At 76.2% G+C, this 14,184-nt stretch carries 12 protein-coding genes and 1 pseudogene; 2 read left to right on the forward strand and 11 right to left on the reverse strand.

Going from position 1 to position 14,184, the window contains the following annotated elements:
• The 3 genes and pseudogenes from F1544_RS17095 to F1544_RS17105 form a co-directional block, all read right to left on the reverse strand.
• Positions 1 to 597, reverse strand: a pseudogene (locus F1544_RS17095) (apolipoprotein N-acyltransferase); the annotation flags it as partial.
• Between the two features lie 488 nt (positions 598 to 1,085).
• The gene (locus tag F1544_RS17100) at positions 1,086 to 2,669 is read right to left on the reverse strand and encodes an amidohydrolase (RefSeq protein WP_167587368.1); all 1,584 of its coding nucleotides are present in this window, start codon (positions 2,667 to 2,669) and stop codon (positions 1,086 to 1,088) included.
• 212 nt (positions 2,670 to 2,881) lie between these two features.
• Positions 2,882 to 3,760, reverse strand: coding sequence for an SCO4651 family lipoprotein (locus tag F1544_RS17105; RefSeq protein ID WP_167587337.1), 879 nt, complete (start codon positions 3,758 to 3,760; stop codon positions 2,882 to 2,884).
• A gap of 231 nt (positions 3,761 to 3,991) precedes the next feature.
• Between F1544_RS17105 and F1544_RS17110 the strand changes: the two genes are divergently transcribed.
• Positions 3,992 to 4,912: a 5'-3' exonuclease gene (locus F1544_RS17110; RefSeq protein ID WP_167587369.1), complete on the forward strand. Its 921-nt coding sequence runs from the start codon at positions 3,992 to 3,994 to the stop codon at positions 4,910 to 4,912.
• Between the two features lie 7 nt (positions 4,913 to 4,919).
• Here F1544_RS17110 and F1544_RS17115 read toward each other — a convergent pair whose 3' ends face one another.
• The 8 genes from F1544_RS17115 to F1544_RS17150 form a co-directional block, all read right to left on the reverse strand.
• Positions 4,920 to 7,748, reverse strand: coding sequence for a DEAD/DEAH box helicase (locus F1544_RS17115; protein ID WP_167587338.1), 2,829 nt, complete (start codon positions 7,746 to 7,748; stop codon positions 4,920 to 4,922).
• Between the two features lie 70 nt (positions 7,749 to 7,818).
• Positions 7,819 to 8,730, reverse strand: coding sequence for a diacylglycerol kinase family protein (locus F1544_RS24760; RefSeq protein WP_167587339.1), 912 nt, complete (start codon positions 8,728 to 8,730; stop codon positions 7,819 to 7,821).
• 12 nt (positions 8,731 to 8,742) lie between these two features.
• The gene (tatC, locus tag F1544_RS17125; protein WP_308470145.1) at positions 8,743 to 9,564 is read right to left on the reverse strand and encodes a twin-arginine translocase subunit TatC; all 822 of its coding nucleotides are present in this window, start codon (positions 9,562 to 9,564) and stop codon (positions 8,743 to 8,745) included.
• A gap of 29 nt (positions 9,565 to 9,593) precedes the next feature.
• Entirely contained in the window at positions 9,594 to 9,869 is a 276-nt protein-coding gene (gene tatA, locus F1544_RS17130) for a Sec-independent protein translocase subunit TatA (protein WP_167587340.1), read from the reverse strand.
• A 6-nt stretch (positions 9,870 to 9,875) separates the two neighbouring features.
• The gene (locus tag F1544_RS17135) at positions 9,876 to 10,247 is read right to left on the reverse strand and encodes a hypothetical protein (RefSeq protein WP_167587341.1); all 372 of its coding nucleotides are present in this window, start codon (positions 10,245 to 10,247) and stop codon (positions 9,876 to 9,878) included.
• 83 nt (positions 10,248 to 10,330) lie between these two features.
• Complete coding sequence (locus tag F1544_RS17140; RefSeq protein ID WP_167587342.1) at positions 10,331 to 10,669, reverse strand: hypothetical protein; 339 nt, start codon at positions 10,667 to 10,669, stop codon at positions 10,331 to 10,333.
• A 224-nt stretch (positions 10,670 to 10,893) separates the two neighbouring features.
• On the reverse strand, positions 10,894 to 11,907 hold the full coding sequence (locus F1544_RS17145; protein WP_167587343.1) for a helix-turn-helix transcriptional regulator: 1,014 nt from the start codon (positions 11,905 to 11,907) through the stop codon (positions 10,894 to 10,896).
• On the reverse strand, positions 11,904 to 12,986 hold the full coding sequence (locus F1544_RS17150; RefSeq protein WP_208972084.1) for a helix-turn-helix transcriptional regulator: 1,083 nt from the start codon (positions 12,984 to 12,986) through the stop codon (positions 11,904 to 11,906). Before F1544_RS17150 ends, F1544_RS17145 begins: the two co-directional genes overlap by 4 nt.
• 66 nt (positions 12,987 to 13,052) lie before the next feature.
• On the opposite strand from F1544_RS17150, the gene F1544_RS17155 reads away from it, so the two are divergent.
• On the forward strand, positions 13,053 to 14,183 hold the full coding sequence (locus tag F1544_RS17155) for a DUF3866 family protein (RefSeq protein ID WP_167587344.1): 1,131 nt from the start codon (positions 13,053 to 13,055) through the stop codon (positions 14,181 to 14,183).
• Position 14,184 lies beyond the last annotated feature (1 nt).

Here is a 14,184-nt window from a genome sequence, read left to right on the forward strand (position 1 = left end):
GCGCGCCGGGCGGGGCGCCGACGGCGGCGCGGGCACGCGGGCCAGCGCGAGGACGGCCGCGGCGAGCAGCGCCCCGGCCAGGGTGACGCCGAAGCTGACCAGGGGCGCTCCACCGAGGGCGGCGAGACCCAGGGTGGGCGCGTCGGCCTGGGAGAAGGCGAGCTTGCCCCACGGGAACCCCTCGAACGGCTGGCGCTCGGCGAGGGCCTCCACGGCGATCCAGCCGCACGCCACGGCCAGCGGGCCGAGGCCCCAGCGGGCGCGCTGCAGGCGGGGCAGGAAGAAGCCCAGGACGGTGTAGAAGCCCGCGCACGCGGTCGCCAGGGCGAACCACGGCAGCAGCCCCACGTACGTCCCGCTCCACGCCACGTGCGGGATCGAGAACGCCCACCCGAAGGCGAGTCCCAGCAGGGCCCCGCGGCGGGCGCGCGCGGCGTGGGTCGCGAGGCTCAGCAGCGCGACGGCGAGGGGGGCGGCGATCCACCACCCCGAGTCCGACGCGCTTCCGGGGAAGGCCGCCCACGCGGCGAGGCCGCCGAGGACCGCCAGGGGCAGCGAGGCGAGCAGCGGCAGCGGGGCCGGCGGGGCGGGTCTCACCGGACGAGGGTACGTGGCGCACCTGGGTGCTGGAACGACGTGGTCCGGGAGCGAGGTGGGCTGTGGGGACGGAGGTGGGGGCGGGTACCCGCCGGGACCGAGGTCCCGGCCGGCACGCCCCACGAGGGGCTGGCCGGGCCCGCGGCGCCCGTCGTGCCGTCGCACGCCCCGCTGGCCACGAGGCGCGCGCCGTTGTCTAGGGGCGCGCGGACCCGACCTCGCCCACATCCGACCCGTCCGTCCCCCGAGCCGTCGCAGGTGGTGCGGCTGCGACGGCACCCGGGCACGGGCCTGGCCGGTCTTCCTCGTCGTGGACTGCGCTGTCGAAGCTACTCGGACCGCGGGGGGTGTCAACCGTCCCGTGACCTGCGGCGACGTCCGTCGGTGCAGGTCACGGCGGTGCAACGGCGGGGCCGCGGGACGAGCTCCCCGGCGTGTCGTTCGGCGTGTCGCAGGGTGATCACTTCATCACGCGGCGTCGCGCGTCGTCACGCCGTCCGGTCGTGCAGGACGACGCCGTCGAGGACCGTGCGCCGGCACTCCGGCGCCGGCACGCCGGGTGAGAGGTCGGGCAGCCCGGGCGTGCCGGAGCGCTCGTCGGTGCTCCACGCCGCGAGGCGCCCGTCCGGGGCCTGGACCAGGAGGTCCCCCGCGGCCCACACCGCGTAGCTGGCGGGCGCGCCGGGGCGCAGCGCCCCCGGGTGCCCGGTGCGGGCGACGCGGTGCCCGCCGCGGGTGTGGGCCAGGAAGGCCGCCCGCACGGACGTCGCGTGCTCGGGGGTGCGGTGGAAGGCCGCGGCCCGCACCGCGCCCCAGGGGTCCAGCGGGGTCACGGGGCTGTCGGAGCCCAGCGCGAGCGGCACGCCCGCGGCGGCCAGCGCCGCGAAGGGGTGCAGCGCGCGGGCGCGCTCGGGCCCCAGCCGCGCCGCGTAGGCCCCGTCGGGACCGCCCCACGCCGCGTCGAAGGCCGGCTGCACCGACGCCGCGATCCCCAGCCGCGCGAGGACCCCGACGGCGTGCTCGTCCACCGCCACGGCGTGCTCGACGCGGTGCCCCGCCGACGCCACGGCCGGGGTGCCGAGGTCGGCCTCGACCTCCTCCAGCGCCGCGCACAGGACGTCCAGCGCCTCGTCGCCGATGGCGTGGAACCCGGCGGGGACCCCCGCCCGGGTGCAGGCGTGCAGGTGGTCGCGCAGCTGCGCGACGCCCATCTGCAGGCTCCCGCGGTGCCCGGGTGCGTCGGCGTAGTCCGCCCGCAGCCGCGCCGTGCGCGAGCCGAGGGCCCCGTCGACGTTGAGGTCGCCGCCCAGGCCCGCGAGCTCGACGCCCTCCGCGGCCGCGGCGGCCAGCAGGTCGCGGACCTCCTCGACGCTGGCGGCGGCCTCGGCCCGGTAGGGCACGACGTCGGGCAGCGCCTCGCGCCCCGCCGCGTGCTCCCCCGCGGCCCCGGCCCCGGCGAGGGCGACGAGGGCCGCCAGGTCCCCCGGGCCGCTGATGTGCGGCCCCGACATCTCGTGCACGGTCGCGATCCCGACGCTCGCGGCCTGACGCAGCGCCGACCGCTGCGCGCGCTCGCGGTCCGCGGGGCCGAGGATGCGCCAGCGGGCGTCGCGCGCCGCGTGGTGCGCGTCGAGGGTGACCCACCCCTGCGGGTCCCAGCCCGCCGTCCCGGCCAGCTCCGCGATCGCGGCCAGCGAGCTGGAGACCAGCGCGGAGTGCACGTCGATGCGGGACAGGTACACCGGCGCCCCTCCGGCGGCGACGTCCAGCTGCTCGCGGGTGGGGCGCCCGTCCGGCCACGCCGAGTCGTCCCAGCCGTGGCCCAGGACCGCGCTCGCCCCGCCGCGCACCGCGGCGGCCACGGCGTCCAGCACCTGCCGGCCGCTGCGGGCCCCGGTCAGGTCGAGCCCGGTCAGGAGCAGGCCCGTCTCCGTGGTGTGCACGTGCGCGTCGACGAAGGCCGGGGTGACCAGGGCGCCGTCGAGCTCGACGACCTCGTCGCCCTCGCGCGTCCAGGGCCCCGCGGCCTCGTCCGCGCCGATCCAGGCGATGGAACCGCCTTCGACGACCATCGCGGTCGCGAAGGGGTCGCTGGGGCTGTAGATCGCGCCGCCCCGGTAGAGCCGGCGCGCAGGAGGAGTGGCCACCCCGGCAGGCTAGGCCGGACCGCCGACGCGCGGGGAGCCGCGTCCCCGGGTGGGGGACGCGGCTCCTCGATCGGGTCCCGGTGGGGACCCCGGCTGCTCGATCCGGTTCAGCTCTGGACGGGTCAGCTGTGAACGAGTCAGCTCTGCGCGGGAGCCGCGGCCCCCTGCATCGCCGCCATGCCCGGCATCTCCGTGACGCTGGCCGGGTCGGGGACGGCCACGGCGACGTCGGAGCCCCAGTCGTAGAAGTCCGTGGAGACCTTCACGGTCGAGCCCTGGGCGGTGATCTCCTCGACGACGCGCACGGGGCGGTTCTGGTCGTCGACGTAGAGGGTGAAGGGGATCGAGGTGATCCCGGCCTCGGTGATCGCCTGCTGCGCCTCGGGCGTCTTCTGCTCGGCGGGCAGCTGGTCGTAGGCCTTCTGCACGTCGATGGTGCCGGCGTAGCCCTTGGCCTCGACCCCGCGCACCGTGGTGCCCGGGACCTCCTTCACGTCGGAGGCCGCGGCCTGCAGCTGCTCCAGCTGCTTGGCCGGGTCGACGGTGGAGGTGTCCAGGCCCTGCTGCGCCAGCGCATCCAGCGGCACCTCGATCCACTGCCCGGCCGCCGTCAGCGGGGCGCCGGAGAGGTAGGCCGTCCCGTCCACCAGGCGCAGCGTCACGGCGGTGCCGCCGGCCTGCTGCGGCAGCGTGAGCTTCATCTCGAACGCCTGCGTGGCGGCGTCGAAGGCGCCCTCCCCCGTGACGGCCACGGCCTGGCCCTGCGCGGTGCCGGAGACGTCGAGGGCGAACTTGGCACTGCCGGCCTCCTTCGACTGCTGCGAGCTGGCCTGCACCACCTGGAAGGCGCTGAGCTGGGTGGCGGGCGAGGCCACCGACGGGGCCGCCGCGGAGTCGCCGCCGCTGCTGCAGGCGCCGAGGCCCAGGGCGAGCACGGCCGCCCCAGCGACGGAGAAGGAGGCGAGACGTCCCCTGCTCCAGGTCTTCGTGGTCCGGTTGCGCGTCGTGGTCTGCACTGCTGCTCCTCCGTCGGTGCTGTCCGGACGGCCCGGTCTCGGCCGGGCCCCCGGTCGTCGGTCCCCCGACGATGTGACCAGCATGCGCCTGCGGGCGCTCGCCGGTATCCCTCGTTCGGTGGCACCAGCATCGGCGGTGCGACGGACCCCCGCCCCGGCGGCCGGCGACCCTGTGCGAGAGCTCCACGGATCCCCCGTCCCTCCTGCGAGGATCGCCGGGTGCCCTGCCTGATGCTCCTGGACTCCGCGTCGCTGTACTTCCGCGCCTTCCACGGCGTCCCGGACTCCCTGACGGCCCCGGACGGCACCCCCGTCAACGCCGTGCGCGGCTTCCTGGACTCGATCGCCTACCTGCTGACCCAGCACCGCCCGACGCACCTCGTCGCCTGCTGGGACGACGACTGGCGCCCCGCGTTCCGCGTCGAGGCGCTGCCCTCCTACAAGGCGCACCGCGTCGCCGCCGACGGCGGGGAGGACGCCCCGGACGCGCTGGGCCCGCAGGTGCCCGTCATCGTCGACGTCCTCGCCGCCCTCGGCATCGCCCGCGTCGGCTGCCCGGGCTTCGAGGCCGACGACGTCATGGCCACCCTCGCGACGCGGGCCGCGGCGCGCGGCAGCGACGTGGACGTCGTGACGGGCGACCGCGACCTCTTCCAGCTCGTCTCCGACGCCGACGCGGGCGGCCCGGCCGTCCAGGTCCTCTACGTCGGGCGCGGTGTGCGCAAGCTCGAGGTCGTCGACCTCGCCTGGCTGCGGGCGAAGTACGACGTGGACTCCGGTCAGGCCTACGCCGACATGGCCGTCCTGCGCGGGGACCCCTCCGACGGGCTGCCGGGCGTCGCCGGCATCGGCGAGAAGACCGCGGTGGGGCTGCTGCGCCGCTTCGGCGACCTGGCCGGGGTGCAGGCGGCCGCGCAGGACCCTGCGAGCGACCTGTCCGGGGGGCAGCGCACCAAGCTGCTCGACGCGGCCGGGTACCTCGCCGCGGCTCCCCTGGTCGTGCGCACCGTCCGCGAGGCGCCGGTGGCCGAGGTCGAGGGGCTCGTCCCGACGCAGCCCGCGGACGTGGACGCGCTCGGCGAGCTCGTGCACCGCTGGGGCGTGCAGAGCAGCGTCGAGCGGGTCCTGGTGGCGCTCGCGTCCCTGCGCTGACCCTCCCTCAGGTGAGGGAGGTGTGCGCCACGACCCCGCGGCGCACGCGGTCGACGGCCTCGCGCGCCGCCCGCCGCACGCCCTGGTCGGTGGCCGCGGCGGCGATCTGGTCGAGCAGGTCCACCAGCTGCTTGCAGCGGCGGACGAAGTCGCCCGCCGCGAGGTCGGCGTCGCGCAGCACCTCGTCGAGGCGGTGCCCCGACGCCCACCGGTGCACGGCCCACGCCAGCCCGGCGTCGGGCTCGCGGGTCACGGGGACCTTGTGGGCCTCCTCGCGGTCGGTCAGCTCGCTCCACCAGCGGGTGGTGGCGGCGATGGCGTCCTCCGCGCGGCGGGGCACGCGGTCGGCCTGACCGCCCTCGTCGCGCCGGGACTCGTTGATCAGCGCGGAGACCGCGGCGGCCAGGTTGGCGGCGTCCAGGCCGTCCCAGACGCCGTGGCGCAGGCACTGCGCGACGAGCAGGTCGGTCTCGGCGTTCAGCCGGCGCAGCGCGAGGCCCTCGGGGGTGACGGCCAGGCCGTCCGGGGTGAGGTAGCCGAGCTCGGCGAGGAGGTCGCAGACGCGGTCGAAGGTGCGGGCGATCGTGCCGGTCCGGCCCTCGACGCGGTGCTGCAGCTGCTGCGTGTCGCGGCGCAGCTTCTCCTCGCGCACGGCCCAGCGGGCGTGCTCCTCGCGGTCGGCGCAGCCGTGGCACGGGTGCGCGCGCAGGCGCTGGCGCAGCTCGGCGAGCGTCGCGTCCTCGTCGGCCCCGGAGGGGGGCCGGCGGCGGCGGGGGACGTCGCCGCCGCCCACGTCGGCGAGGGCGTTGCGCAGCGAGGAGACGAGGTCGCGGCGCTCCTGGGGGCTGCGCCAGTTGAAGCTCTTCGGCACCCGCACGCGGGCGACCGGGTCGACGACGGCCCCGAACTCGCTGCCGGAGATGGTGCGGACCTGCCGGTCCTGCGTGAGCACGCGCGGCGCGGGACCGTCGAAGCCCTTGCCGTCGGCGAGGTCGAGCACGACCGCGAACTGGGCGCGGCGGCCGCTGGGCAGCCGGATCACGTCGCCGGGGGTGAGCTTCTCCACCGACTGCGACGCCTCGGCGCGGCGCTCGGCGGCGCCCGCGCGCGAGAGCTCCCGCTCGCGGTCGCCGATGGCCTGGCGCAGCGCGAAGTACTCGCCGAAGTCGCCGAGGTGGCAGGTCATGGCCTCGCGGTAGCCGGCCAGGGCCTCCTGCTGGTGGCGGATCTGCTGGGCCTGCCCGACGACGGCCCGGTCGGCCTGGAACTGCGCGAACGACGTCTCGAGGATGTCGCGGGCGGCTTCGCGGCCGACCTGCTCGACGAGGTTGACGGCCATGTTGTACGTCGGGCGGAAGCTGGAGCGCAGCGGGAACGTGCGGCGCGAGGCGAGCCCGGCGACGGCCTCGGGGTCGGTGCCGGGGGCCCAAAGGACGACGGCGTGGCCCTCGACGTCGATGCCGCGCCGGCCCGCGCGGCCGGTGAGCTGGGTGTACTCCCCCGGCGTCACGTCGACGTGGGTCTGCCCGTTCCACTTCACGAGCCGTTCCAGCACGACGGACTTCGCGGGCATGTTGACGCCCAGCGCGAGCGTCTCGGTCGCGAAGACGGCCTTGACGAGGCCCGCCGCGAAGAGGTGCTCGACGGTCTCCTTGAACACGGGCAGCAGCCCCGCGTGGTGGGCGGCGAGGCCCCGCTCGAGGCCGTCCAGCCACTCCCAGTAGCCGAGCACGGCGAGGTCGGAGCTCGGGATCTCGGAGCAGCGCTCCTCGGCGAGGGCGCGGATGGTCCGCCCCTCCTCGGGGGTGGTCAGCCGCACGCCCCAGGCCAGGCACTGCTGGACGGCGGCGTCGCAGCCCGCCCGGCTGAAGATGAAGGTGATCGCCGGCAGGAGCCCCTGCCCGTTGAGCACCTCCAGGACCTGCGCGCGGCTGGCGGTGCCGCGCCGCGGGCCCTGCAGCCGGGTGCCGGAGTCGCTGCCGCCGCTGTGCGGGCCGCGCTGGTGCGCGCGGACCTCGCCGCGGCGGCGGCCGCGTCCGGAGGTGCTGGCGAGGCGGTCGGCGCGCAGCTGCTGGCGCGACATCGCGACGAGCTCGGGGTTGACCACGGCGCCGGGGACCAGGGAGCCCTCGTCGCCGCCCAGCGGGTCGCCGTCGGGGTCGGTGAACAGGTCGTACAGGCGGGTGCCGACGGCCAGGTGCTGCCACAGCGGGACGGGCCGGTGCTCGGAGACGATGACGTCGGTGTGCCCGCGCACGGTGTCCAGCCAGGCGCCGAACTCCTCGGCGTTGCTCACGGTGGCCGACAGCGACGCCACCAGCACGTCGGCGGGCAGGTGGATGATCACCTCTTCCCAGACCGCGCCGCGGAAGCGGTCGGCGAGGTAGTGCACCTCGTCCATGACCACGTAGCCGAGGCCCTGCAGCAGCGAGGACCCCGCGTAGAGCATGTTGCGCAGCACCTCCGTCGTCATGACGACGACGGGGGCCTCGCCGTTGACGGAGTTGTCGCCCGTCAGGAGGCCGACGTTCGCGGCGCCGTGACGCTGCACGAGCTCGTTGTACTTCTGGTTCGACAGCGCCTTGATGGGCGTCGTGTAGAACGCCTTGCGGCCCGTCTGCAGCGCCAGGTGCACGGCGAACTCGCCCACGACCGTCTTGCCGGCCCCCGTGGGGGCCGCGACGAGCACCCCGCGGCCGGCCTCGAGGGCCTCGCAGGACTGCACCTGGAACGGGTCCAGGTCGAAGCCGAGGGTGGCCGCGAAGGCCGCCAGCTGGGTCTGTGAGGCCACGCTGCGGCGGCGTGCCGCCGCGTAGCGTTCGGCAGGGCTCGCCATGCCGCGACCCTACGTCAGGGCGTCGGCCCTCTGCCCGTCGGCGCCGTCCGTGCCCGGGAGGCGGCGGTGCTCAGGCGAGGACCCGCAGCGCCCCGGGCACGACCTCGCACGTGACGGGCAGGCGGCCGGTGGGCTCGCCGTCGGCGTGCGGGCGGGGGGCGGCGGAGCCCTCCCGCAGCTCCAGGCGCACGGTGCGCGCGCGGTGCACGTGCACGGCGGGGTGGTCGAGGTGGCGCCCGGAGCGCACGCGCGGGAACACCGTCAGGGCGCGGTGGGCGGGCAGCCGGTCGACGACGACGACGTCGAGGAGGCCGTCGGCGGGGTCGGCGTGCGGCGCCATCTGCAGGCCACCGCCGTAGGAGCGGGTGTTGGCGACCGCCACGAGGAGGGCGTCGACGTCGAGGACCCGCTCCCCGTCGAGGACGACGCGCAGCGCGATCGAGCGCACGCGCGCGAGCTCGGCGACGGCCGCGAGGGTGTAGCGGGAGGGCCCCGACGGCCACCGCCAGGCGTTGGCGCGCTCGTTGATGAGGGCGTCGACCCCCGAGGCCAGGATGCTGACGAACCAGCCGTCACCCTCCGCGGTGCGCACGCGCACGGCGTCCACGGTGCGGGCCCGGTCCTCGCGCAGGGCGGTGGAGACCCGCTGGACAGCGAGGGCGGGGTCGCCCAGCTCCAGGTCGAGGCCGCGCGCGATGTCGTTGCCGGTGCCCGCGGGGACGATGCCGAGCGCGGTGCCCGTGCCGGCGACGGCCTCGACGGCCGCGTGGACGAGGCCGTCCCCGCCGACCACGACGACGGCCTCGAGGTCGTGCACCTCCGCGGCGAGGCGCGCGCGGGCGTCCGCGAGGTCGGCCCCGGTGAGGTCGACCACCGGGTGGCCGAGCTGGCGCAGCGCACCCAGCGCCCGGCGGCCCGCGGCACGGCCTGCCCCGCGACCCGCCGTCGGGTTCACGAGGAGGCCGACACGGCCCCGGTCCACGCTCCGGTCAGCTCAGAGGGGGCTGGCGGCGTCGTCGTCGAGCTTGGAGTAGTCGTCCTGCGGGGCGTTGCGCACCCGGCGCCGGTCGTTCATGACGCAGATGAAGATGGCGACGCCGAACAGCACGATCATCGGGCAGGCCATGACGATCATCGTCAGGGCGTCCGGCGTCGGGGTGAAGACGGCCGAGAACAGGAAGCAGAGGAAGACGACGATGCGCCACTGCTTCAGCACCGCGGCACCCGGCAGCAGGCCGATGAAGTTCAGCGCGACGAGCAGCACCGGCACCAGGAAGGCGATGCCGAAGGCCAGCAGCAGCCGCATGACGAACGACAGGTAGCTGGGGGCGTCGATGTAGTTGAAGGCGCTGTTCGGCGTGAACTGCTGGATCAGCTTCATCGTGGTCGGGAGGATGTACCAGGCCAGGCCCATGCCGGCGAGGAACAGGGGCACCCCGACCGACACGAAGCCGACGGCGTAGCCGCGCTCCTTGCGGGTCAGGCCCGGGGTGATGAAGGCCCAGAGCTGGTAGATCCACACCGGGCTGGAGACGATGAGCCCCACCCACAGCGCACCCTTGAACTGGATGTCCAGGGGGCTGACGGCACCGGCGAAGTTCAGCCCGCCCCGGCCGCCGAGGCTGTTGAACGGCCTCTCGAGCGCGGGGAGGATCAGGTTCGGCCACAGCCACCAGCCACCGGCGGCACCCAGCACGACGCCGATGGCGGCGCGGAAGAGCCGCTTGCGCAGCTCGTCGAGGTGCTCGCGCAGCGGCATCCGCCCCTCGGGGTCCTTGGGGTTCTTCCGCCGCCGGAACGTCGTCGTGACAGCCACGGTCTAGACCTCGCGGGGGGTGAGGAGAGTCAGCGGTCGCGGGAGGCGCTCGACGGCTCGCCGTCGTGCGTGCCGCTCACGTGGCCGTTGACGGAGCCGTCGACGTCGCGGCGGACGACCTTGCCGGTGATCGGCTGGGCCGGCTCGTCGACCTCGTCGTCCTTCTGCATCTCCTTGACCTCGCTCTTGAAGATGCGCAGCGAGCGGCCCAGGCCGCGGGCGGCGTCGGGCATCCGCTTCGCGCCGAAGAGCAGCATGAGGACGACGACGAGAACGATGACGTGCCAAGGCTTGAGGGCGCCCATGGTTGCTCATACCTCCAGAGGGGGACGTTGCTCGAGCATCGTACGTCCATCCCCGGGCCCGCGGGCGTCACGCGCCCCGATCGGCCAGTCGAGCCAGCGGCGCAGCTCCGCCTCGGCGGCGCGCAGGCCCCCGAGGGCGGCGGGGAGGTGCACACCCGGTGCCTCGGAGGTGACGGGCCGTCCCGTGGGGCCGGAGCCGTCGACGGGACCCGTGCTGTCGTCGCGACCCGTGGCGGCGCTGACGCGGGCGAGCTGCTCCGAGGCCGCGGCCAGCTCCCGCAGCAGCGCGAGGGCGGCCTTCACGTCGCGGCGCACGAGGAGCCCGAGGACCGCCAGGGCGGCGAGGCCCAGGACGGTCCACACGAGGGCCCACAGCACGGTCGGGACCCTACCCGGGTCCGGCCGTGCGGGTCGTGCGGTGGTGCGGGTCGTGCGGTGGTGCGGGTCGTGCGGTGGGCGGGTCAGCGCACCGAGCGCTGGCCGCGGCCCGCGAGGGAGGCGAGGTCGTCGCAGGAGTCGAGGACCAGGGCGAAGTCGAGGACGTCGTCCCACGCGATGGTGGAGCCGAGCTTCTCCTCCATGGCCTCGGCCGGGATGACCCAGCGCTCGACGGACACGCCGCCGGAGACGAGCAGCGCGACGACGTCCTCGCCCGCGGGCTTGCGGACCTCGTCGGTGCACTGGGGGCAGTCGAAGGCGTAGAACGAGCGGTCCTTCACGGAGCAGACCACCAGGCGAACCTGCTTGGGGGTGAGCTCGACGTCGCCGCAGCAGGGGCAGGAAGCCTTGATGGTGGTCATCGTCGTGCACCTCTCGTCCGGGGTTGGACAGCTGTTCCGCCGTCCGACACCCACTGCTTCGGCACGACCACCGGATCCCTTGAACGACTGCGGACCCTGTTCCCACAGCGTGTCACGTCAAGACCACAGCCGGTGGGAAATGGTGCACCCGAACGGGTCGGGGCCCCCTGGACGGCCGCCTGCCCGGGCCCCCGCTAGGCCGTTCGGGGCGGTCCGCAGGCCCCTCAGGCCCCGTCGGACTCCGTGGCGTAGCCGCCGAGGGCGGCCAGGGCCGCCTCCCGGACCTCCACGCCGAGCCAGCCCGGGTCCACGACGCGGGCCCCGGCGCCCAGGCGCAGCAGGAGCCGGCGCACCCAGCGCGTGTCCGCGGTGCGCAGCCGCACCCGCAGCTGCGCCTCCTCCCAGGCGTCCTCCGGCGCCGCCTCGACGGCCTCCACCGGGTAGTAGTCGACGACCCAGGCCGCGCGGGCGGCCAGGTCGATCGTCACCACGAGGTCGTCGGGGCTGGGGCGGAACAGGTCGGAGTCGACGTCGCGCTGCTCGGCCTGCGGCGGCGGCGTCCCGTCGGCGTCCAGGACGGTGGCGGCCTCGATGCGGTCGACCCGGAACAGGCGCACGCCCTCGCTGCGGTGGCACCAGGCTTCCAGGTACCAGCGCCCGTCGACGCTGAGCAGGCGCATCGGGTCCACGTCGCGCTCGGTGCGCTCGTCGCGCGAGGGCACCAGGTAGGTCAGGTGCAACCGGCGGTGCTCGCGCAGCGCGGTGCGGGCCGTGGCCAGCGCCTGCTCCCCCGCGGCCTCGCCGAGCACCGAGCCGGCCACGCGCACGTCGACGGCGACGCTGTCGGCGGCCGCGGCCGCCTCCCCCGCCGCCTGCGAGAGCTTGGCCAGCGCCCCGTCCAGGGCCTCGCGGTCGTGCAGGCCGGGCACCTCGGCCAGGGTCCGCAGCCCGACGAGCAGCGCGACGGCCTCGTCGACCGCGAGCCGCGACGGGCGCGCGATGGCGTCGGCGTTGGAGAGGTAGACGTAGCCGGAGTCCCACTGGGCGTCGATGAGGTCGTCCGGCAGGTGCCCGGGCGTGCCGCACACGAACAGCAGCTCGAGGTCGTGGACGAGGTCGTCGGTGGACAGCCCGAAGTGCTCCGCCGCCTCCGTCAGCGCGATGCCCTGGTGGGTCAGCAGGTAGGGCACCTCGGCGAGCAGCCGGGACAGCCGCTCGGTGGACGCGCGGCCGCTCACGGCTGCTCCCGCAGCCCCGCGGCGCCGCGCAGGCGCCGCACGACGGCCTCGCGCAGCTCCGGCGGGTCGAGGACGACGACGTCGGCGCCGTAGCCCGCGAGCTCGTCGGCGGAGGTCTCGACGTCGGCGACGTCGAGCAGGACCTCGTCGTGGCTGGCGTCCGCCCCGTGCCCCGGGTGGACCCCGGTGGCGCGCCGGCGCAGGGCGAGCCCCGTGCCGCTGCGCACCCGCAGGCGGGCGGGCCGGGCGACGGGCGCGCTGACCGAGCCCGCGACGATCTCGCGGGGGTCGATGCCCGCGGGCACCGCGTACGAGCCGGGCCGCCCGTCGCGGCGCACGGCCGAGGACACCCGGGAGAGCCGGAAGACGCGGACGGCCCCGCGGTCGCGGTCGTGCCCGACGAGGTACCAGCGCCCGTGCCAGCTGACGATGGCCCACGGCTCGACGTGGCGGGTGCTGGGCTCCGCGCCGGAGCGGCGGTACTCGAAGGTCACGGGCGTGCGGTCGCGCGTCGCGGCGTACAGCGGGTCGAAGGCGGGCTCGCTCGTGCGCACGCGCGGCTCCAGCCCCACCAGCGAGCTCTCGTCGGGCTCCACCCCGAGGCTGCGCAGCTTCACCAGCGCCCGCGTCGCGGGCCCGGCCAGGCTCGCCTGCTGCCACACCCGGCTCGCCAGCGACAGCACGGCCAGCTCCCCCGGCGTGAACGTGATCTCGGGCAGCGCGTAGGCGTCCCGGTCGATCTTGTAGCCGGCCTCGTCGTCGAACAGCGGGTCCTCCCCGCCCATGACCAGCGGCACGCCCAGCTCGCGCAGGTCCTCCTTGTCGCGCTCGAACATCCGCTCGAAGGCCTGCGTCGTGGCGCAGTCGGCGTACTGGGGCACGGCCTCGCGGATCTGCTGCTTGGTGAGCCAGCGGCGCGTGGCCGACAGGGCGATGACGAGGTTCAGCAACCGCTCCGTGCGCCGGCCGCCCGAGACCGCGGGCGCCTTCGCGGGCAGCGTCCTCGCGGGGGCCGCCGCCGCGCTCCGGCCCGCCGCGCGGGCCCTCGTCGCCGGGGTCCCCCCGTTCGCATCCGCCACGGTCACCGGACGCTACCCGACAGTTCCCTCCGGTGCGCCGATCACGCGGGGTTCTACGCTGCGGGCGTGATCAGGTGGCGCAGCGCGACGGTGACGGCGCTCGGGCGGTCCTGGCCGGGGTCGCAGGAGCTGACGGCCCGCCTCGAGGACGGCGAGGAGGTCCGCGCCCTCGCCCACCCCGCCCTCGTCGGCACCCCCGCCCCGGGTGTGCGGGTCCTGCTGAACACCTCGGCGCAGGCCCGCGGGCTCGGCACGGGCGGCTACGCGCTCGTCGTGGCCCTGCCCGACGCCCTGCCCGCCGACCCCCCACCGGGGCCCGGGCACCTCGTCAAGGCCCGCTACACGCCCCTGCAGGCCATGGTGCTGGGCGTCGACGAGCAGGAGTCCGCCGTCCACGAGCTGCTGCGCGACGCCGACGACCTCGCCGGGATGCCCGTGGTCGTCGCCGACCTGCACTCGGCGCTGCCCGCGGTCGTCGCCGGTCTGCGCGCCGACGCCCCCGGGGCCCGCGTCGCCTACGTCATGACCGACGGGGGCGCCCTGCCCGCGGCCTTCTCCCGCACCGTGGCCGGCCTGCGCGCGGCCGGGTGGCTCGCCGCCTGCGTCACCACGGGGCAGGCCTTCGGGGGCGACCTGGAGGCCGCCACCGTGCACACGGGCCTGCTCGCGGCCCGCCTCGTCGCGGGCGCCGACGTCGCCGTCGTCGCGCAGGGGCCCGGCAACCTCGGCACGGGCTCGCGGTGGGGGTTCTCCGGGGTCGCGGCCGGGGAGGCGCTGAACGCCGCCGCCGTCCTCGGCGGGCGCCCCGTCGCCGCCCTGCGCGTGTCCCAGGCCGACCCCCGGCCCCGCCACCGCGGCCTGAGCCACCACTCCGCCACCGCCGTCGGGCGTGTCGCGCTGCTGCCCTGCGACGTGCCCGTGCCCGCCGGGGACGACGCCTTCACCGCCGGCGTCCGCGGGCAGGCCGCGCAGCTGTGCACCCCCGCGGGCCGCCACCGCCTCGTCCACGTGCCCACCGACGGCCTCGACGCGGCGCTCGCGGACTGCCCCGTGGGGCTCTCGACGATGGGCCGGGGCCTGGCCGAGGACCGTGCGTCGTTCCTCGCCGCCGCGGTCGCGGGCCGCCACGCCGCCGGGCTGCTGCACGCCGGGGCAGGAGCGGTGGCGGGGGCCGGAGACGACGACACCCCGCGGTGAG

It is taken from the genome of Kineococcus rubinsiae (assembly GCF_011839805.1).
In the GTDB taxonomy this organism is placed as follows: domain Bacteria; phylum Actinomycetota; class Actinomycetes; order Actinomycetales; family Kineococcaceae; genus Kineococcus; species Kineococcus rubinsiae.